We start from the raw sequence: 19,118 nt of genomic DNA, 5'->3' as shown, positions 1-19,118 counted from the left end.
TCCCGGACTTTTTTTGCGCTGTTTAAGCGTCTGCTTTTCCGGTGGAACCGAAAAGATCCATTTTTACTTTTACAATATCTTTGATGGCCTGTGTGCCAGGTGCCAATAATTTACGAGGATCAAAACCCTTGCCTTCAAGGTCTTTGCCGGCTTCAATGTATTTTCTGGTCGCTTCGGCAAATACAAGCTGGCATTCGGTGTTTACATTAATTTTTGCTACGCCTAAATCAATGGCTTTTCTGACCATTTCATCTGGAATACCGGTGCCACCGTGGAGAACGAGGGGCATATCGCCGGTTTTTTCCTGAATTTTAGCTAAAACGTCGAAGTTTAAGCCCTGCCAGTTTTCAGGATATTTTCCGTGGATATTACCGATTCCGGCAGCTAACATGGTGACGCCCAAATCAGCAATCTTTTTACATTCTTCAGGATCGGCGAATTCGCCAGTTCCGACAACGCCGTCTTCTTCACCGCCGATGGCGCCTACTTCTGCTTCCAGGGATAAGCCCTTGCCGCGGCAGATTTCAACCAGTTCCTTTGTTTTTTCGATGTTTTCATCAAAAGGCAGATGAGAACCATCAAACATGATGGATGAGAAGCCAGCTGCGATACAGGCTTTTGCGCCTTCGTAGCTGCCGTGGTCTAAATGAAGGGCAACCGGAACAGAGATATTTAATTCGTCCAGCATTCCGTTAACCATATTGGTGACTGTTTTGTAGCCGCACATATATTTTCCAGCACCTTCAGAAACCCCTAAGATAACAGGTGATCTCTGTTCATTGGCCGTCTGAAGAACCGCTTTGGTCCATTCAAGATTATTGATGTTGAACTGTCCCACACCATAATGGCCTGCTTTTGCTTTATTAAGCATTTCTTTTGCTGATACTAACATAATAGAATGATCCTCCTAAAATTTTGAGTTTAACTAACTGTTTAAATTATATATTAAGTGCAAAAAAGTCTCAAGACCCATACCAATTTTTCCAGTACTAAAACCCGGGTTAATCATTTGCAGATTTTATTAAAGCGGTTTCATTTTTGGGGATCAGAGGGTCTTTTCTTTAATTTCTTCAATTTGCTCTGAGTAGAGAAGCTTTAATTTTTGCTCTGAGTACTCGTAGGTCTGCCTGTAAGTGTTTTCAATGATTTTTCCAAGCAGGGCAGTGTCATTGTTTGTGACAGCTTTTGTGAGCTTGTCCATATCGCCGTACAGAAGGCGGTCAACACGGTCATAATCATCATTGCTGACAAAGGTTTTAAGAATGACGCCATAGGCCAGTTTGATTTTCAGATGCTCATAAATATTCTGCATGGCCGGGGACTGGATTGATGAGATCAGAATATCGGTTAAGGCTGTGGTGATACCGCGGCTGTAACGCTTGCTTTCCAGAAGCTCAAGGATATGTTTTTTGTCCGTTTCGCTCATGGATTTAAAAGCGTCAAAAGCGATGGCTTTGCATGAATAACGCAGAATCTGGAGACTGCTCAGGTATTCGTCCAGCTGTCCGAGGACTTCCGGGGAATGGGAACGTTCAAAAACGATTTGAGTACCCTTTCCATTAAAGGTTCTGGTCAGGCCGAGGGAATTCAGAATAGACAGGGCTTTTCGGACGGTTACCGGTGAAACGCCGTAAACTCTGCGCAGTTCGGATTCGGAAGGGAGAAAATCGCCGGCCACGTTGCCGGATTTCTCGCTCTCCCACATAATATCACTGGCAATTCTCAGGTAGAGCGGTGTCGGGGCATTGTCAATAAACCAGTTAAAGCTTTCAGCTTCGGAAGGCGCCGCCGGTGCGTTCACCATATAGGCCGCATCAAAGCGCTGGCTGATTTCATTAAGCCCCTGAAGCAGTAAGTGATGAAAATGTTTGAAATTCTGCTTGGCGGCGTGGTCCAGCAGTTCCTTATACCATCCCTTGATCGCTTCCTCTGAGAGGTCTTCATGGAGCGTATGGCCGGTAATATTGCTGTGAATGGAATCGATCCGGACAAAATCGCAGATCTGTTCAAAAAGCTCGATGACAAAGGGGTTCTCTGTTCTTCTCAGGATATTCCGGATAAAGCGGCAGTGGAAGGCAAACATTTCGATCGGGTTGGAAGAATCCAGGTTGTCGGTCATTTCGTATAGGGTCATGAAATCTTCACGGCTGCATTTGGAAGCGCCGTATGTGATGGTGCTGGGTAAAAGAATAGAGAGCATCCGGTATGTATCACTGATGCCGTGACGCCGGTTTTCAAAGCGCTTTTCATAAGCCTCACGGTGTTCCGGCAGGCGGCTGTCAAAGATTACCTGAGCATTTTTACCGTGGGAGCAGAAAATAAGATTGTTGTCCTGCAGCAGACGCAGGGCTTTTCGAACGGAATTACGACTGGCACCCATTTGTTTGCTGATTTTTGGTTCAGATGGCAGGGCGTCACCCAGTTTTAATTTGCCGTTGTAAATATCATCCTCAATCTTTCTGCAAATAAATAGATACAATGGAATTTCTTTTTTCAAAATACAATCTCCTTTTGGGGGTATTTTAACAGTATAACATCATTTGCTAAAACTTACATCTAAATTGAGAAAAAATTATAAAGAAATTCTTTTTCGGTCAGCCTTTACCATATCGGAATTAGATGTGTGTTCCTCTGAATGAGGTGTACCCATTTTGAAGAGAATTAAACACATGAAAAATATTTTTAAGGTAACAGAAATTTGAAAATATTTTAAAATGGGTTTTTCACATTGCAAATTCGGGTAAAAATAAGAAAACAAATAAAAAGGATATAATTGGTTGAATTAAAATGATAACTTCAATTGCAGATAAAAAGTTTTTAAATAAAGAGATTGCTTTGACAGGAGATTCGATTTATAATAAAGTATATATATTGGGAAAACTAAATAGAAATTGCGGCATCCGGAAAGTGCTGGCACACTTATCCGGCTTGCGCAGGTGCACAACCACCATACACAACGGCCCTGGGGGGCACGTACCGCATTACTTATTATAGGCTATTTTTGTGCTAAAAACAAGAGGACACCCTATAAATAAGTGGGCTTATTTGTGTTAGCATTTTATAAAAGTGTCATATAACTGTGCATGGTTGGTTTTATCCTGCACAGTTTTTTTATTTGGTTTTCCCTGAAATTTAGGAGAAGACAATGGAATCAAGGTTAGATCAAAAGGCAATTGGCCAGCGCATCCGGCAGCGTAGAACTTTTTTAAACATGAGCCGTGAGGATTTGGCGCGAAAAATAGGGATTACACAGACTTTTTTAACGGACATCGAGCTGGGAACCAAAGGCTTTTCGCTAAAGAGTCTTGAACGTTTCTGTGAAGCGTTAAAAATGTCTTCAGATAGCATCCTGTTTGGCAAAAGTCTGGATGAAAAAGAAAAAAACACTGCACTGCTTGATATTCTGGAGCATTGCCCCGATGAAAAAAAGGAATACGCAGAAAGAATGATGATGCTCTTTTTAATGAGCCATGAAACAGAAAACTAGCATGGATGTATAAAATGACCGGACTCAGGAAAAGAGACCGGTTTTTTATTGCCTGTAATCCGATTACAGAAAATATGTAAAATATTCGGTGGAATTGGCAAAAAACTGCTTATTTCCCATAAAAAGGGGTAGCGCCTGAGTCGGATTGGTGATATAATTGGAAACGAAAATTAAATAGGAAAGACTAATGTAAAATCTGTTTTGGATTCTTTCGTTTTTGCCCTGGTAAAAACAAAGGATAAAGGGAATCTGGTGAAAATCCAGAGCGATCCGGTCACTGTAATTCGTTAAGTCTCCTTATGATGCCACTGGAATGAAAACCGGGAAGGCAAGGAGAATATAATGCGATGAGTCAGGAAACCTACTGGACAGAGTGCTAATAATTACCTCCAGGGAAAAGGGAACTTAGTAACGTTAATTTAATTGTAGTATCCGCAATAGACAGCGTGGATAAATAATTCTGTTGACAAACCTCTTTTTTACGGAGACGTAATGAAGAGGTTTTTATTTGTTTTTAATGAATGTTTGATTGAAGGAGAAGGATTGAAATGAAATTAGTTGTAGTGGGAATCAATCATAAAGACACACCTCTGGAAATCAGGGAAAAGGGTGCTTTTATCAAGCGGACCGTAAAAGAGGGTATTGCAAGCCTTCTGGAAGAGGCGTGTATCGAAGAGGTGATCATTCTTTCTACCTGTAATCGAAGCGAAATTTATGTGGCGACCCGCGACGTTGAAGCAGCGGACCAGGCGCTGAGAAATTTTTACATCGAGGAGAAATCCGGCGATCTCGAAAATTATCTGTTCTGTGAAAAGGGCAGAGAAGCCATCCTTCACCTTTACCGGGTAGTGACCGGGCTGGATTCAATGATCCTGGGTGAGGACCAGATCTTGGGCCAGGTAAAGGATGCCCTTGAATTATCCCAGTCTGTTCACGGCTGCGGAAAATACTTAACCAAGGCTTTCAGAGAAGCCGTCACCTTTGCCAAGAAGGTTAAAACCGTTTATAAAATCTCCGAGACCCCGCTTTCCCTGAGCTCGACAGCGGTTAAGCACGTTAAAAGAAGTTATGAGGACTATGCGGATAAAAAGGTGCTGATCATCGGTTCTGGAAAAATGGGGCTTCTGGCACTGCGTTATATGGCGGCAGAGGGCTTTAACAGCGTTTATATGACCAACCGTACCTATCATCCGGGGGATGAATACCGTGATATTTATGAGGGTGTTAACATGATCCGCTACGAGGACCGCTATGAAGCCATTGGGGATATCGATGTAATTATCTCGGCGACAGCCTCACCCCACGTGGTCTTAAAACGGGAGCTCATGCCCGAGCGCAAAAAGCCGCTCATGGTCATTGACCTGGCGCTGCCAAGGGATATTGAGGAAGCCATCTCGGAGATGGATCAGGTTGAGCTGCTGACCATTGACAATTTTAAAGATATTATTGATGAAAAAATGCACTACCGTGAGCGGGTGGCAGAAAAGATCGCCCTTGAGATCGAAGAGGAAATCGATGGCCTCATGGTCTGGATTACCAAGTCCAAGGTAGACAACATGGTGGCACATTTTAACCAGGTTTCCGGACAGCTGGCGGACGAAACCATTGAGATTCTCAACAAGCGCTATCAGTTTGAGGGGAAGGACAAGGAATTTCTTGAAAAAATCGTCCATTCAAAATTCCGTGAAATGGTAATGCCGTCCATCAGGCAGCTAAAAACACTGGACAGCGAGGACGATATTCTGCGCTTTGAGAAAACACTGGCTTTTTTATTTTCAGGTGGCAATGCGGAGGCGGCCCAATGAAAGGGCCGATTCTGCTCAACTTTACCGGGAAAAGGGCCCTTGTAATCGGCGGCGGGAAGGTAGGAATGCGGCGCGCGGAAACCCTAGCCGGGTATGGGTGTTCTGTGACCTGCGTGGATAAAAACATGGAGGTTCCGGAAAAGCCGGTTGAGAACATCCGTTATGTCAAAGCATACTGCCGGATCGAGACAGCCCTTGACGGCATGGATCTTGTCGTGGCGGCGACAGACCAGCGTGAGCTGAATGCCCGGATTCTTGAAAACTGTAAAATACGCGGTATCTGGTGCAACGTTTCAGACGACCCCGAGCATTCGGACTTTATTTTTCCCTCAGTGGTAAAGCGCGGGGATTTGACGATCTCGGTCTGTACCGATGGGGCCAGTCCAACGCTGACCACCCAGATAAAAAGGGAGCTGGAAGAAAAATATGATGAAAGCTATGCAGAGCGTCTCAGGCTGCTTAAGCAGCTGAGGCTGCATATTTTGAAAACGGAAACCTCACCGGATGAAAAAAAAAGACAGCTCAAGGGGCTGACAGCGTTAACCATTGAAGAATTGCAGAGAGAAGTGGAGAAAATATGAAAATAATTGTAGGCTCAAGAGGCAGTAAGCTGGCAGTGGTCCAGACCAACTGGCTTCTTGAGGAGTTAAGAAAAGCAAACCCGGAGGTCGATTTTGAACTCAAAATCATCAAGACAAAGGGCGATAAGATACAGCACAAAGCCCTTGATAAAATTGGGGATAAGGGTATTTTTACCAAAGAGCTGGAGGATGCCCTCTTAAGCGGTGAAATCGATATGGCGGTTCACAGCATGAAGGATATGCCCTCTGCGCTGCCCGATGGGCTCACACTTTCGGTGCCGCCCATGCGGGAAGACCCGAGAGATGTGCTGCTGACACCGCATAAAATCAGCGCCATCCAGGAGCTGCCCGAAAATGCAGTCATCGGTACCGGGAGCAAACGCCGGATTTATCAGCTGAAAAATATCCGAAAGGATTTTGAAGTGGTGGGAATCCGCGGAAATATTGATACCCGTATCCGGAAAATGAAAGAGCAGGGACTGGATGGCATTATTCTGGCGGCGGCGGGACTTAAACGCATCGGTGCTTATGAGAGCGGGGATTATACCTGCCTTCCCCTTGATCCATGCCAGTTTGTATCGGCCCCAGCCCAGGGGATTCTGGCAGTGGAAATCCGTGAGGATAACGAAACTGTCAAGGCACTCATGGAATCTGTCAGCAACCCGGTTACCAAGGCGCAGATGACAGCGGAACGCCAGTTTTTGATCAGTCTAAATGGCAGCTGTCATATCCCTATCGGGGCATACTGTGATGTGGAGGGTGAAAAACTGACCCTTTACGGACTTTTCGGCAACGAAGACGGCACAATTCTATACAAAGGACAGACAGAGGGAGCCATGGGCGAGGAAGCAAAAATGGGAGACCGTCTGGCAAAGGAACTGAAAGAAATGGTAGAAGCAAAAATCAAACCGGGCACCGTCTATCTGGCTGGCGGCGGCTGCGGTGATAAGGGACTGATCACCGTCAAGGCCATGGAAAAATTAAAGACCTGTGACGCGGTGGTTTATGATGCGCTGGTCAATGAGGAATTCCTGAAATGGACAAAACCCGAGTGTGAAAAAATATACGTGGGCAAAAGAGCCGCCAACCACGCGCTGCCCCAGGATGAAATCAACGCCCTGCTGATCAGGCTGGGCAGGGAAGGAAAAAATGTTGTCCGCCTTAAGGGCGGCGACCCCTATGTTTTCGGACGCGGAGGAGAGGAAGGCGAGGAGCTCTACGACGCCGGGGTTCCCTTTGAGGTGATCCCGGGGATTACCTCGGTTATCGGCGGCCTGGCTTACGCAGGCATTCCCATTACCCACAGAGACTGTGTCTCTTCCTTCCAGGTGGTTACCGGGCATCTGAAATCTGAGGAGTCTGAGCTGGACTGGCCGGTACTGGCCAAATCCAAAGGGACCATTGTGTTTTTGATGGGCGTCAAAAATCTTGAAAAAATCACCGGAGAGCTGATGAAAAACGGGATGGATAAAAATACGCCGGCGGCTGTGGTGCACCGCGCTTCCACCCCTTATCAGCGAGTGGTGGAAGGCACACTGGAAACCATCTACGGCATTGCCACAGAAGCCAGGATCACAGCGCCAAGCCTGATCGTAGTCGGCGATGTGGTGACCAAGCGTGAGAAGCTGCGCTTCTTTGACAGCAAGCCCCTTTTTGGAAAAAATATCGTGGTAACCCGTTCCAGAGAACAGAGCTCTAAAATGGTAGCGCAGATCGCCGAGCTCGGCGGCAATGCCATTGAGTACCCGACCATCAAAATCGAGCCGATTCCGGAGAATGTCGACGCGCTGGCCGAGAACTTTGGATCTCTGGACAGGTACAGCCACATTATTTTTACCAGCACCAACGGCGTTGAAATTTTCTTCGACGCGCTGAAGGCCTCGGGCAGAGATACCAGAGCCCTCGGGAGTATCCATGTGACAGCCATTGGCTCGGCAACAGCGGCGCTGCTTGCCGAGCAGGGGATCACCGCGGATTTTGTGCCGAAAAAATATGTCGGTGAAGAGCTGGTTGACGGTTTGATGCCGCTTTTGACAGAAACGTCGCGGGTACTGATCCCGCGCTCCAAAAACGCGCGGATTTACGTGGTTGAGGCGCTCCGCAAGGTTTGCCCGGTGGATGAATACCAGATTTACGAAACAGTCCGCGAGGACAACACCGACGTCGATGTGGCGGAGATGTTAAAGAATAAAGAGATTGACTACATCACCTTTACAAGCTCCACAACGGTACAGTATTTTGTGGAAAAAATTGGCAGTGAAAATGTGGATGATACTAAAAATGCAAAATGCGTTTCCATTGGACCTGTAACCTCAGACAAAATGAAAGAGCTGGGTTTAATGGTCGATGTCCAGGCAGAGGTTTACACCATTGCCGGAATGATTGAAGCGATTCTGAATATGGAAAAATAAAGAGAGGAAGTTGATTATTATGTTACCAACCCGATTGAGAAAAAACGCAGCGGTTCGTGATCTGATCCGCGAAACAGAATTATCCATGCGCGATGTGGTTTACCCGTTGTTTGTGGTTGACGGGGAAAATATTAAGCGTGAAATCCCGTCCATGAAGAGACAGTACCACCTGTCGCTCGATATGCTGCCAAAGGAACTGGATGAGCTGAAGGAGCTGGGTATCCGTTATATTATCCTGTTCGGCGTGCCGGATGAAAAGGACGCGGAAGCAACACCAGCCTTTGTGGATGATGGGATTATCCAGAAAGCCATCCGCATTGTCAAGGAAAAAGACCCGGAAATGTATGTCATCACTGACGTCTGCCTCTGCGAATACAAGAGCGACGGACACTGCTGTTTCTTCCACGACAACGGCGATATTAAGCGTGACAAATCGCTGGAAACCCTGTGTAAGGTAACCGTGAGCCATGCGAAAGCCGGCGCGGATATGGTAGCGCCCTCAGACATGATGGACGGCCATATCGAAGCCATGCGTCAAGCACTGGACGATGCAGGATTTGAAAGCATTCCGATTATGGGCTATTCTGCCAAATTTGCGTCTACCTTCTATGGACCGTTCCGCGATGCGGCAAATTCCGCTCCGGCCTTTGGCGACCGCAGAAGCTACCAGATGGACCCGGCTAACAGCGAGGAAGCGCTGAAGGAAGTCGTGCTGGATATTGAGGAGGGCGCAGACATTGTCATGGTAAAACCTGCAATGCCTTATCTGGATATCATTGCAAAGGCCAGGGAATTGTCTTATCTGCCAATGGCAGCCTACCAGGTCAGCGGCGAATACGCCATGATCCGGAATGCGGTGGACGCCGGCCTCTTAGATGAAAAGGCCATTTATGAGAGCATGCTGTGCATCAAACGCGCGGGAGCCAAAATTATTATTACCTATTTCGCAAAAGATTTAAAAGCGTTGATTGAAAAATATCAGTAAAGGACAGAATAAAATGAAGCATACAAAGTCGACTGCACTTTTTGAAGAAGCGAACCGTGTTATTCCCGGCGGGGTCAACAGCCCCGTCCGCGCGTTTCAGTCAGTGGGTATGCCGCCGATCTTTATCGACCACGGAAAGGACTCAAAGATCTACGACGCGGATGGAAATGAATACACCGACTATATCTGCTCCTGGGGGCCGTTGATTCTCGGCCATGCTGCGGACGCCTACTACGACGGCATTGATGAAGCGCTGAGAAAGGGCAACACCTACGGCGCGCCCACGGAAATTGAGATCCGCGTGGCGGAAATGATCATTGACGCCTACCCCTCTATGGATATGGTGCGCATGGTCAACTCTGGTACCGAGGCTACCATGAGCGCCATCCGTCTGGCCAGAGGCTATACCGGACGTGAAAAATTCATCAAATTTGAAGGCTGCTACCACGGACACAGCGACTCTCTGCTGGTAAAATCCGGCTCCGGCACCCTGACCTACGGCGTACCCACAAGCCCTGGCGTCACCGCCGGTACGGCCAAGGACACTCTGGTGGCAACCTACAATGACCTGGATTCTGTTAAAAAGCTTTTTGATGAAAACAAAGGAGAGATCGCCTGCGTCATCGTCGAGCCGGTTGCGGGCAACATGGGCGTTGTGCCTCCGGATCCGGATTTTATGAAGGGCCTGAGAAAGCTGACTGAGGAGGAAGGCGCTCTGCTGATTTTTGACGAAGTTATTACAGGTTTCAGGCTGTCCTTTGGCGGCGCACAGGAGGTGCTGGGTATTGAGCCGGACCTCACCACGCTCGGCAAGATCATCGGCGGCGGTATGCCGGTAGGCGCCTTTGGCGGACGGCGGGATATCATGGAAAAGCTCTCACCGCTCGGCCCGGTTTACCAGGCAGGCACCCTGTCTGGAAACCCCATCGCCATGAAAATGGGGCTCAACACCTTAACCTATCTCAAGGAACACCCAGAGGTTTACACCCATCTGGAAGACTGCGCCAAGCAGCTGGAAGCCGGTTTTAACAAAAATATTAAGGAAACCGGCGTCAAGGCTAAGATGGTGCGCTTTGGCGGAATGAGCGCCCTGTTCTTTACCGATCAGGAAATCTGTGATTTTAGCAGTGTCATGACCAGCGATACAAAAACCTACGCAAAATATTTTGCCGAAATGCTGAACCGCGGCAATCTGATGCCGCCGGCACAATTTGAAGGGATTTTTGTCTCAGCCGCCCACACCAAAGCCGATATTGAAAAGACCATTGCCGACAATCTGGCTGCGCTTAAGGCGCTTGCATAGAGAATAAAAGAACAAGGAGTGCAGAATGCCCAAAAAAGCTTTATTAGTGATAAGTTTCGGGACATCTTATCGTGAAACCCGGGAAAAAACCATCGGAGCCATCGAGAGAGACTTGCAGAAAGGCTTTCCGGATTATGATTTCAGACGCGCTTTTACCTCGCGGATGATCATCAAGAAACTCAGAGAGCGTGACAATGAATATGTGGACATTCCCCACGAAGCCCTTGAAAAGCTGAAAAATGAAGGCTATACCGAGGTTGTCTGCCAGACAACACACGTCATCAACGGCTACGAATATGATTTGACCATCAACGAGCTCAAAAAATTTGAAAATGATTTTGATGTGCTCACCATCGGCGCGCCGCTTCTGACAACCATTGACGATTATGAGCAGGTGGCCAGAACAGCCATCAGTGAGCTGCCAGAAATGAAAGAGGGCGAAGCACTGCTCTATATGGGACACGGCAGCGAGCATCACGCCAATGCCACTTATCCGGCCATGGATTACACCTTTAAGCACTTAGGCTATAAAAACGCCTTTATGGGAACCGTAGAGGGTTTTCCGAGCCTGAGCGATATTATTCCGCAGCTTAAGAAAAAAGGATACCATAAGCTTTACCTGGCGCCTTTTATGATCGTAGCCGGTGACCATGCCATCAACGATATGGCCGGCGACGAAGAAGACTCATGGAAAACACTGCTCGAAAACGAAGGCTTTGAAGTGGAGTGTGTTCTGAAGGGACTCGGCCAGTTTAAGGGCGTTCAGGATATGTTTTTAGAGCACGCCAAGAACGGCACAAGCGTTAAAGAACTGCTTTGAAAAATGGAAAATTGATAATTGAAAATGGAAAATTTAAGAGCAAATCTGCTCTGCGATTTTGTTCCATAATTTTCCATTTTCAATTCATCGGATAAAAAAATTAACAAATACATCAAATAAAAGCTAGGAGTACAAATGAAAAACACAGTATATCTCATCGGGGCGGGTCCTGGAGATCCGGAGTTAATTACCTTAAAGGGCAAGCGCTTGATTGGCGAAGCCGATATTATTATCTACGCGGGTTCTCTGGTCAACAAGGAAGTGCTGGCAGGCCACAAGGAAGACGCTGAAATCTACAACAGCGCCTCCATGACACTGGACGACGTCATCGAGGTGATCACCAAGGGTGTTAACGAGGGTAAGAAAGTTGTTCGTGTCCATACCGGCGATCCGGCGATTTACGGTGCGATCCGCGAACAGATGGACCGTCTGGAGGAAGAGGATATTCCCTTTGAAGTGGTGCCGGGCGTCAGCTCCTTTACCGCCTCAGCCTCTGTTCTTAAAAAAGAATTTACCCTGCCGGACGTTTCACAGACCGTTATCTGTACCCGTCTGGAAGGCCGCACCCCAGTGCCGGAAAAGGAAAAACTTGAATCGCTGGCAGCGCATCACGCTTCCATGGCCATTTTCCTGTCCGTTCAGATGATTGACGAAGTGGCAGAACGCCTGATGACCCAGTACGAGCCCACCACACCCATTGCCGTTATCCAGCGTGCAACCTGGGAAGACCAGAAGGTTGTTCTGGGAACCCTTGAAACCATTGCGGATAAGGTAAAGGAAGCCGGTATTACAAAAACCGCTCAGATTCTGGTCGGGGACTTCCTGGGCGACAAGTACAGCCTTTCCAAGCTGTATGATCCGTCCTTTACTCACGAATACCGCACCGCGACAAAATAAGGTATGAAGCGCACAGAGAGATGGGCCGTTGTGGCTGTTTCCAGACAAGGTGTCCAGAAAGCCCTTGAGGTAAAAGAGCACATTCCTGAAAAAGCGCCGGACATCTTTACCCTGGAGAAATACGCCGCCCCCGGCACACAGATGATCCGCGGAAAAATCGGTGAATTTTTCAAAACGCTCATGGCCGACTATGATACGGTTTTATGCATCATGGCCACAGGTATTGTGGTTCGGAGCATTGCGCCCCATCTCGGCCATAAGTCAAAGGATCCAGGCGTTTTGGTCATGGACCCGGATGGGAAGTATGTTATCAGCCTTTTATCCGGTCATCTCGGACATGCCAATGAGAATGCCGTATATCTGGCAAAGCGTATGGACGCCCAGCCCGTCATTACTACCGGAACCGATGTAAAGGGCAGTATGGCAGTGGATGTGCTGGCTGAAAAGCTGAGCTGTACCATTGCGGATTTCACTGCGGCCAAGGATGTAACCGCCCTGATTCTGGACGATGAACCCGTCGCTGTTATCAACGCGGAAAACTGTGACACCACCGGGCTGGTGCTACCGCCGAATCTGGTTTTTTCAGAAAAGCAGGAAGCCCTTTCCGGCGATTACAGCGGCTGCGTGGTGGTCTCAGCCGATGATCCGTTTATCTGGCCGCCTGGGAGGCCTGTTGTTCAGATCGTGCCGAAAAAATTCGTGATCGGTATCGGCTGCCGCAGGAATACTGAGGCAGCGCGGATTGAGGAGGCGGTGAGACAGGTGCTCGCCGCTCTTGCGCTCCATCCGCTGTCCGTCAAGGCCTTTGCCACCATTGGCCTGAAAGCCGATGAGAGGGGCATCCACGCGGCCTGCAAAACCTTTGATACAGAACTTAAGGTGGTGCCGGATGATTTTGTGAAAATGGTACAGAGCCGTTTTGAAGGCTCGGACTTTGTTTTCAAAACCACAGGTCTCTACGCGGTCAGCGAGCCCTGCGGCTATGTGGCGTCAGGCTTTGGCAAGTGCTTGCTGGAGAAGCAGAAGTGCGGGGGAATTACCCTGTCGGTCTGGCAGGTCGTCAATAAAGAATGAATTACGGCGTTGCGGTTTTCTTTCTTTTAGACCTGTAGATCAAGCACTAAAATAATCGAAACTAAAAAATTAATAGGAGAAATAGATTGAGTAAAAAAATTTACGTAACAGGTCTGGGGCCAGGTCTGTATGAACATATGACAGAAGCTGCTAAAAATTCCTTGAAGGATGCGGATGTAATTGTAGGCTATAAAACCTACATTGATTTGATCAAAGATTTAATCAGCGACAAGGAAGTGCTTTCCTCTGGAATGCGCAGGGAAATCGACCGCTGCCAGGATTGCCTGGATTTGGCTGAGCAGGGAAAAACCGTTACACTGGTAAGCTCCGGCGACGCTGGCGTGTACGGTATGGCCGGCATTATGCTGGAAATCGTTGAAAAGCAGAAAAGCGACGTGGAAGTGGTCGTGGTGCCTGGTATTTCCGCCGCCAATGCGGCAGCGTCCACCCTGGGCGCACCGCTCATGCACGACTACTGTGTCATCAGTCTCAGCGACCTGCTGACAGACTGGGAAATGATTAAAAAGCGTTTGCGCTGTGCTGGCGAAGGCGATTTTATCGTGACACTCTACAATCCAAAGAGCAAGGGGCGTCCGGACAACATCGTGGAAGCCCAGAAGATTCTGCTGGAATATAAAGCGCCGGAAACACCGGTCGGCATTGTCAGAAACGCCAAGCGTGCCAATGAAAGCTACGTCATCACCACACTTGAAAAAATGTGCGATGAAGAAATCGACATGTTTTCCATGGTGGTGATCGGCAATTCAAAAACCTATATTACAGAAGACCATCTAAAAATGATTACACCGCGGGGGTACCAGCTGTGATTCTGGTCCTCGGAGGAACGTATGACAGCCGCAAGCTGACAGAGGCGCTGCTCGGACAGGGCTGCGCCGTTCTTTATTCCTCCGTAACCGCTTATAATACCGGAAGCCTTCCGGAAAACGCGCGTCTGGAAATCCATACCGGAGCCCTTGAGACAGACGGACTGGCCGGGCTGATGGCTGAAAAGCGCATTGAGCTCTGTGTGGACGCCACCCATCCCTACGCGAAGGAGGTTTCGCTCAACGCCATCGAGGCCTCGAATAAAGCAGGGGCCGCCTATGTGCGCCTGGAAAGGCCGCGGATGATGGATGACGGGCAGCAGACCCTGGGGTTTCCGGATTATGAATCGGCGGTGCGTTACCTTTTGGAACAGGAGGGCAATGTCCTGCTGACAACAGGAAGCCGGCAGCTGGAGTTTTACGATCCTCTGCCCAGGGAACGTGTGATCGTGCGGGTGCTGCCAACGAGCAAGGTGCTTGAAAAATGTGAGCGTCTTGGCTACAAGCCGCAGAATATCATTGCCATGCAGGGGCCTTTCAGCTACGCTATGAACGTGGAAACCATCCGCCAGTTCGACATTCGTTTTCTGGTCACAAAGGACAGCGGCGACGTGGGCGGCGTCAGTGAGAAGCTGCGTGCTGCGGCCGATATGGGCGTGCGCGTAATTTTTATCGAACGCCCCAGGATTGAGTACCCGGTCGTATTCAATACAGCGGAGGAAATAATCGGCTGGATGGCAGAAAATAAATAATAAAGGCAGATCAATGTGCGCATAAAATTAAAGCTAGGAGTAAAAAATGAAAAAGGCAAAAAATATCATGTTTCAGGGGACGGGTTCATCCGTGGGAAAAAGCCTGCTGACCGCAGCAGTATGCCGGATTCTGAACAATAAAGGTTACCGTGTAGCGCCCTATAAATCTCAGAATATGGCGCTTAATTCTTATATAACCCTTGATGGCAAAGAGATGGGAAGGGCTCAGGTCGTTCAGGCAGAATGCGCCAGAATTGAGCCGCAGGTAGAGATGAATCCAGTGCTTTTGAAGCCGAACTCAGACGTGGGCTGCCAGGTTATCCTGAACGGAAAGGCTGAGTTTAACATGAACGCGGTCGAGTACCATGCCCATAAGGCAAAGCTGACCGATGTGGTCATGGACGCTTACAATATGCTGGCAGAAAGTCATAACATCATCGCCATCGAAGGCGCGGGAAGCCCCGCGGAGATCAATCTTCGTGACAACGATATTGTGAACATGGGGCTGGCAGAAATGGTGGACGCGCCAGTTATCCTCATCGGCGATATTGACCGCGGCGGGGTCTTTGCCTCCATTTACGGTACCATCAAGCTGCTTGAACCAGAGGAACAGGCAAGGATCAAGGGCTTTATCATCAATAAGTTCCGTGGCGACGTTGAGCTGCTGAAGCCAGGCATTGAGATGATTGAGGAAAAGGTAGGCGTTCCGTGTCTGGGTGTTATCCCCTACCAGCGCCTTGTCATTGACGATGAGGACAGCGTGACCGAGCGGTGGGATGAACAGCGCGAGGGCGTCATCACCATCGGCGTGGTGCGGCTGCGTCATATTTCTAACTTTACCGACTGCACAGTCTTTGACATGTACCCCGATGTTAAGGTAGAATATTATGAGAACCAGCGGGAGCTGCACCGCGCCGATCCCGATCTCATTGTGATACCCGGCAGCAAAAATACCATTGATGATATTGTGAAGCTGCGGGAGAGCAGGCTGGAGGAAGAAATTCTGGCCAAGCATACAGCCGGCGTACCGGTAATCGGTATTTGCGGCGGCTACCAGATTCTCGGCGGTGAGATCTGTGACCCGCACTGCGTCGAGTCCACGGTCGGTTCTATCAAGGGGCTGGGTCTGTTAAACATGCGCACTGTGCTGGAGGAAGAAAAAACCACCACACGGGTGGCAGGACACATCAACGCAGATTTCTTAAATATGGGGCTGAGCGGCAGCGCCATCACCGGCTACGAGATCCATATGGGTGAAACCACGCCCATCGACGACACCAAGAGCTTTTCAACGCTGGAGGACGGGCGCTCGGACGGCGCGGTATCCGCAGACGGTACGGTCATGGGGACCTACCTTCACGGCGTGTTTGACAATGATGCGTTCCGTGAAAAATTAATTAAAACCCTGAAAAAGAAAAAGAACATCGCGGCAGAGAGCGAAGCGGTCGATTTCAAAGCCTTTAAGGAAGAGCAATACGATCTGCTGGCCGAAACCGTTGAAAATAATCTGGACATGCAGAAATTAATGGAAATTATTGGAGTATAAGATGCTTTTAGGAATGAGCGCTGGCATTTGGTTTTGTCTGATTGTGGGAGCAGTGGTGCTGGACCGCCTGATCGGCGATCCGGCATGGATTCCCCATCCAATTGTATACATTGGAAAACTGGTTGGATTTTTAACAAAAAAATTAAATAAGGGCAAGGCCAGAAAGTTTAAGGGTCTCATTCTCTGGATATTGACAATCGTGATTACCGGCGCCGCTGTCCTGGCAGTGCAGTATATCACATACCGGCTCAATATCGTGTTGTTTTATGTGGTGAACCTTTACCTTTTATCCACCACCATCGCGGCGAAATGCCTGCAGGAGGAGGTCATGAAGGTCTATGACGCCCTGCGGGGCAAGGATATACCAAAGGCCCGCACCATGGTCGGCTACCTTGTGGGGCGGGATACTCAGGAGCTCCAGGAGGGCGGCATTGTCCGCGCGACAGTGGAAACCACTGCGGAAAACACCATTGACGGAGTACTCGCGCCGATTTTCTACATGTTTATCGGTGTTGTCCTATGGGTTTTTGTACCCGTTGTCAACCCGTTGCTGCTGGCCATGCTGTACAAAGCCGTCAACACCATGGATTCCATGGTCGGCTACGTTCAGGAGCCCTACAAGGACTTTGGCTATTTTTCTGCCAAAATTGACGATATCGCCAACTTTGCCATCGCGCGTATCGGAAGCTGGTTTATGCTCATTGGGGGCCTGTTCCTGGGCTATAGGGTCAGTGAGGGGCAGCGGATTTACGCGCGTGACCGGAAAAACCATAAAAGCCCAAACTCGGGGCATCCGGAATCCGTGGTAGCCGGACTTTTGGGCGTTCAGCTGGGCGGCACCAACCTGTATTTTGGACAGACCCTTGAAAAACCAACCATCGGCGATGCCGGGCGCAGCCTGGCCTATGAGGACATCAAGGACACCATCAGCATTATGTTTTCCAGTGAAGTCGTGATGATGGTTCTTATGAGCCTGATTTTCTTTGGGATTTATATTATTTCATAGTGAGGAAAAGAATGAATAAACATGGCGGATATCGAGGCGGCAGAAAAGACGTGCTGGATTTCAGCATTAACATTAACCCGCTGGGCATGCCGGAGGGACTGAGAAAAAGGCTGGAAGCAGCTCTGGACGACCTTGGCAGATACCCGGAGATCACCGGCGAGACAGCCCGGAATAAAATCGCGGAGGATATCGGCGCTGCCCCGGAAAACGTGATTCTGGGAAACGGCGCCATTGAGCTGATCTATCTCTTTGCAAGGGGCGTTCACCCGGAGCGGGCGCTCATTCCAGTGCCCACCTTTAACGAGTACCGCCGGGCGCTCAGCATGAACGGCTGCGGCGAAGTCTGTGAGCTTACCTTATCGCCAGAGGATGATTTTGCACTGGACCCAGAGAGACTCATCCGGCTGGCAGAGGAATGCCATCCGGAGGCAGTGTATCTCTGCAATCCGACCAACCCGATAGGGCGTCTTTACAGCAAAGCTTTTATCAAGGAACTCATGGACCGGATGGACCCTGAAATTATCTGGTTCATTGATGAGTCTTTTATCGAATTTTCAGGCATCGAAACCTGCTTGGAATATGTGAATCACTCCGACCGACGTCTTTTCCTGCTGCGTTCCCTGACCAAATTTTTTGGAGTGCCGGGACTGCGGATCGGCTACGGCGTTGGCTCAGCAGGGCTTATCCGGGCCATGGAGGCTTACAAAGAGCCGTGGACCATCAATACCCTGGCGCTGGAAGCCGCCATGTGTATCTACGATGACAAAGCCTATATGAAGCGAACGCGGGACTACATTCAGACTGAGCGGCAGCGTGTTTTCGATGCCTTGTCCGGTCTGCCTGGTCTGCAGGTATATCCGAGCGGCGCAGATTTCCATTTGTATAAGGTAGAGGGGAGAAGCGCGCAGACACTTCAGAAGGAGCTGCTTGAGCAGCACATCAATATCCGGACCTGTGAGGATTTTGCGGGACTTGAAACCCAGTTTTTCAGAGCGGCCATCAAGCGGCATGAGGATAACGACCAGCTGATCGCAGCTTTAAATAATATTTTAAGGGGATAAAAGAAAATGGGAAGCTTAGTATTTGTAACCGGCGGAGCCCGAAGCGGCAAAAGCAGTTTTGCAGAAAAGGCTGTCAAGGAAGTGGGCGGCAGGGTCGCCTACATTGCCACAGCCATTGCCTTTGATGACGGCATGAAAGACCGTATACGAAGACATCAGGAACAGCGTCCGTCAGAGTGGGCGACCATCGAGCGCTATAAGGATTACGAGGTCATGGCCGAGGACCCGGCCTTTCAGGAGGCCGACGTCATTCTCTTTGACTGCCTGACCGTTATGATCACCAACAACATGCTGGATTACGATGTGGATTATGATCACTGCGGCATGGACACCATCGCAGAGGTTGAGGATAAGATCCGGGAACAGGTCAAAACCCTGCTGGAGGTATGCAGAGACAAGCATTTGTTCATGGTCTCAAACGAAGTGGGGCTGGGACTTGTGCCCTCCTATAAGCTCGGCAGTTATTTCAGAGATATTTCCGGAAGGATGAACCAGTACGTGGCCTGCCGGGCTGATGAGGTCTACTTTACCGTTTCAGGGATTCCGATGAAATTGAAATAAAAGAC

The 19,118-nt window shown here is 48.9% G+C and carries 17 protein-coding genes and 1 riboswitch; of the genes, 15 read left to right on the top strand and 2 right to left on the bottom strand.

Translation table 11 applies throughout. The features are described from left to right. Window positions 1–22 precede the first annotated feature (22 nt). Window positions 23–892, bottom strand: coding sequence for a class II fructose-1,6-bisphosphate aldolase (fba, locus tag FYJ53_RS15870; protein WP_013379100.1), 870 nt, complete (start codon window positions 890–892; stop codon window positions 23–25). A gap of 153 nt (window positions 893–1,045) precedes the next feature. Beyond that, window positions 1,046–2,497 (bottom strand): GntR family transcriptional regulator, encoded by a 1,452-nt coding sequence (locus tag FYJ53_RS15865; protein ID WP_148427572.1) that lies wholly within the window; start codon window positions 2,495–2,497, stop codon window positions 1,046–1,048. Window positions 2,498–3,145: 648 nt separating this feature from the next. Here FYJ53_RS15865 and FYJ53_RS15860 point away from each other — a divergent pair. The 15 genes from FYJ53_RS15860 to cobU all read left to right on the top strand — a co-directional run bounded on the left by FYJ53_RS15860 (window position 3,146) and on the right by cobU (window position 19,113). Continuing rightward, window positions 3,146–3,487 carry a helix-turn-helix domain-containing protein gene (locus tag FYJ53_RS15860; RefSeq protein WP_013379103.1) on the top strand — a complete coding sequence of 114 codons (342 nt, stop codon included), beginning with the start codon at window positions 3,146–3,148 and terminating at the stop codon, window positions 3,485–3,487. A gap of 195 nt (window positions 3,488–3,682) precedes the next feature. Beyond that, a riboswitch (cobalamin riboswitch) is annotated at window positions 3,683–3,871 on the top strand. A gap of 164 nt (window positions 3,872–4,035) precedes the next feature. Next, entirely contained in the window at window positions 4,036–5,292 is a 1,257-nt protein-coding gene (gene hemA / locus FYJ53_RS15855; protein WP_148427569.1) for a glutamyl-tRNA reductase, read from the top strand. Then, entirely contained in the window at window positions 5,289–5,873 is a 585-nt protein-coding gene (locus tag FYJ53_RS15850; protein WP_013379106.1) for a bifunctional precorrin-2 dehydrogenase/sirohydrochlorin ferrochelatase, read from the top strand. Before hemA ends, FYJ53_RS15850 begins: the two co-directional genes overlap by 4 nt. After that, window positions 5,870–8,284: a hydroxymethylbilane synthase gene (gene hemC / locus FYJ53_RS15845; RefSeq protein WP_148427567.1), complete on the top strand. Its 2,415-nt coding sequence runs from the start codon at window positions 5,870–5,872 to the stop codon at window positions 8,282–8,284. The genes FYJ53_RS15850 and hemC overlap by 4 nt, the downstream gene beginning before the upstream one ends. A gap of 19 nt (window positions 8,285–8,303) precedes the next feature. Beyond that, window positions 8,304–9,269, top strand: coding sequence for a porphobilinogen synthase (gene hemB, locus FYJ53_RS15840; protein WP_148427565.1), 966 nt, complete (start codon window positions 8,304–8,306; stop codon window positions 9,267–9,269). Between the two features lie 13 nt (window positions 9,270–9,282). After that, window positions 9,283–10,572: a glutamate-1-semialdehyde 2,1-aminomutase gene (gene hemL / locus FYJ53_RS15835; RefSeq protein WP_148427563.1), complete on the top strand. Its 1,290-nt coding sequence runs from the start codon at window positions 9,283–9,285 to the stop codon at window positions 10,570–10,572. A gap of 25 nt (window positions 10,573–10,597) precedes the next feature. Then, window positions 10,598–11,392, top strand: a complete 795-nt coding sequence (locus FYJ53_RS15830; protein WP_148427561.1) for a sirohydrochlorin cobaltochelatase — start codon at window positions 10,598–10,600, stop codon at window positions 11,390–11,392. A 135-nt stretch (window positions 11,393–11,527) separates the two neighbouring features. Next, window positions 11,528–12,289 (top strand): precorrin-4 C(11)-methyltransferase, encoded by a 762-nt coding sequence (gene cobM, locus FYJ53_RS15825; protein WP_148427559.1) that lies wholly within the window; start codon window positions 11,528–11,530, stop codon window positions 12,287–12,289. Between the two features lie 30 nt (window positions 12,290–12,319). After that, window positions 12,320–13,363: a cobalt-precorrin 5A hydrolase gene (locus FYJ53_RS15820; RefSeq protein WP_148427920.1), complete on the top strand. Its 1,044-nt coding sequence runs from the start codon at window positions 12,320–12,322 to the stop codon at window positions 13,361–13,363. An 86-nt stretch (window positions 13,364–13,449) separates the two neighbouring features. Continuing rightward, window positions 13,450–14,190 carry a precorrin-3B C(17)-methyltransferase gene (cobJ, locus tag FYJ53_RS15815; RefSeq protein ID WP_013379114.1) on the top strand — a complete coding sequence of 247 codons (741 nt, stop codon included), beginning with the start codon at window positions 13,450–13,452 and terminating at the stop codon, window positions 14,188–14,190. After that, window positions 14,187–14,939: a precorrin-6A reductase gene (gene cobK, locus FYJ53_RS15810; protein ID WP_013379115.1), complete on the top strand. Its 753-nt coding sequence runs from the start codon at window positions 14,187–14,189 to the stop codon at window positions 14,937–14,939. The genes cobJ and cobK overlap by 4 nt, the downstream gene beginning before the upstream one ends. A 46-nt stretch (window positions 14,940–14,985) precedes the next feature. After that, a complete protein-coding gene (locus FYJ53_RS15805; RefSeq protein WP_148427557.1) occupies window positions 14,986–16,485 on the top strand; it encodes a cobyric acid synthase in 1,500 nt (499 codons plus the stop codon). A 1-nt stretch (window position 16,486) separates the two neighbouring features. Next, entirely contained in the window at window positions 16,487–17,491 is a 1,005-nt protein-coding gene (gene cbiB / locus FYJ53_RS15800; protein WP_090410901.1) for an adenosylcobinamide-phosphate synthase CbiB, read from the top strand. An 11-nt stretch (window positions 17,492–17,502) separates the two neighbouring features. After that, entirely contained in the window at window positions 17,503–18,552 is a 1,050-nt protein-coding gene (locus FYJ53_RS15795) for a histidinol-phosphate transaminase (RefSeq protein WP_148427555.1), read from the top strand. A 6-nt stretch (window positions 18,553–18,558) separates the two neighbouring features. Next, complete coding sequence (gene cobU, locus FYJ53_RS15790; protein WP_090410904.1) at window positions 18,559–19,113, top strand: bifunctional adenosylcobinamide kinase/adenosylcobinamide-phosphate guanylyltransferase; 555 nt, start codon at window positions 18,559–18,561, stop codon at window positions 19,111–19,113. Window positions 19,114–19,118: the final 5 nt, after the last annotated feature.

The organism is Eubacterium sp. BL-380-WT-2B, from assembly GCF_009696115.1.
Lineage (GTDB): Bacteria > Bacillota > Clostridia > Eubacteriales > Eubacteriaceae > Eubacterium > Eubacterium callanderi.
Note: the sequence above shows the minus strand (reverse complement) of the source record. Positions and strands in the feature narration are given on the sequence as shown.

Excerpts from the sequence above, each read along its gene's own strand:
- fba (WP_013379100.1), bottom strand. The coding sequence starts at position 892 with ATGTTAGTATCAGCAAAAGAAATGCTTAATAAAGCAAAAGCAGGCCAT.
- FYJ53_RS15860 (WP_013379103.1), top strand. The coding sequence starts at position 3,146 with ATGGAATCAAGGTTAGATCAAAAGGCAATTGGCCAGCGCATCCGGCAG.
- hemA (WP_148427569.1), top strand. The coding sequence starts at position 4,036 with ATGAAATTAGTTGTAGTGGGAATCAATCATAAAGACACACCTCTGGAA.
- FYJ53_RS15850 (WP_013379106.1), top strand. The coding sequence starts at position 5,289 with ATGAAAGGGCCGATTCTGCTCAACTTTACCGGGAAAAGGGCCCTTGTA.
- hemC (WP_148427567.1), top strand. The coding sequence starts at position 5,870 with ATGAAAATAATTGTAGGCTCAAGAGGCAGTAAGCTGGCAGTGGTCCAG.
- hemB (WP_148427565.1), top strand. The coding sequence starts at position 8,304 with ATGTTACCAACCCGATTGAGAAAAAACGCAGCGGTTCGTGATCTGATC.
- hemL (WP_148427563.1), top strand. The coding sequence starts at position 9,283 with ATGAAGCATACAAAGTCGACTGCACTTTTTGAAGAAGCGAACCGTGTT.
- FYJ53_RS15830 (WP_148427561.1), top strand. The coding sequence starts at position 10,598 with ATGCCCAAAAAAGCTTTATTAGTGATAAGTTTCGGGACATCTTATCGT.
- cobM (WP_148427559.1), top strand. The coding sequence starts at position 11,528 with ATGAAAAACACAGTATATCTCATCGGGGCGGGTCCTGGAGATCCGGAG.
- FYJ53_RS15805 (WP_148427557.1), top strand. The coding sequence starts at position 14,986 with ATGAAAAAGGCAAAAAATATCATGTTTCAGGGGACGGGTTCATCCGTG.
- cbiB (WP_090410901.1), top strand. The coding sequence starts at position 16,487 with ATGCTTTTAGGAATGAGCGCTGGCATTTGGTTTTGTCTGATTGTGGGA.
- FYJ53_RS15795 (WP_148427555.1), top strand. The coding sequence starts at position 17,503 with ATGAATAAACATGGCGGATATCGAGGCGGCAGAAAAGACGTGCTGGAT.
- cobU (WP_090410904.1), top strand. The coding sequence starts at position 18,559 with ATGGGAAGCTTAGTATTTGTAACCGGCGGAGCCCGAAGCGGCAAAAGC.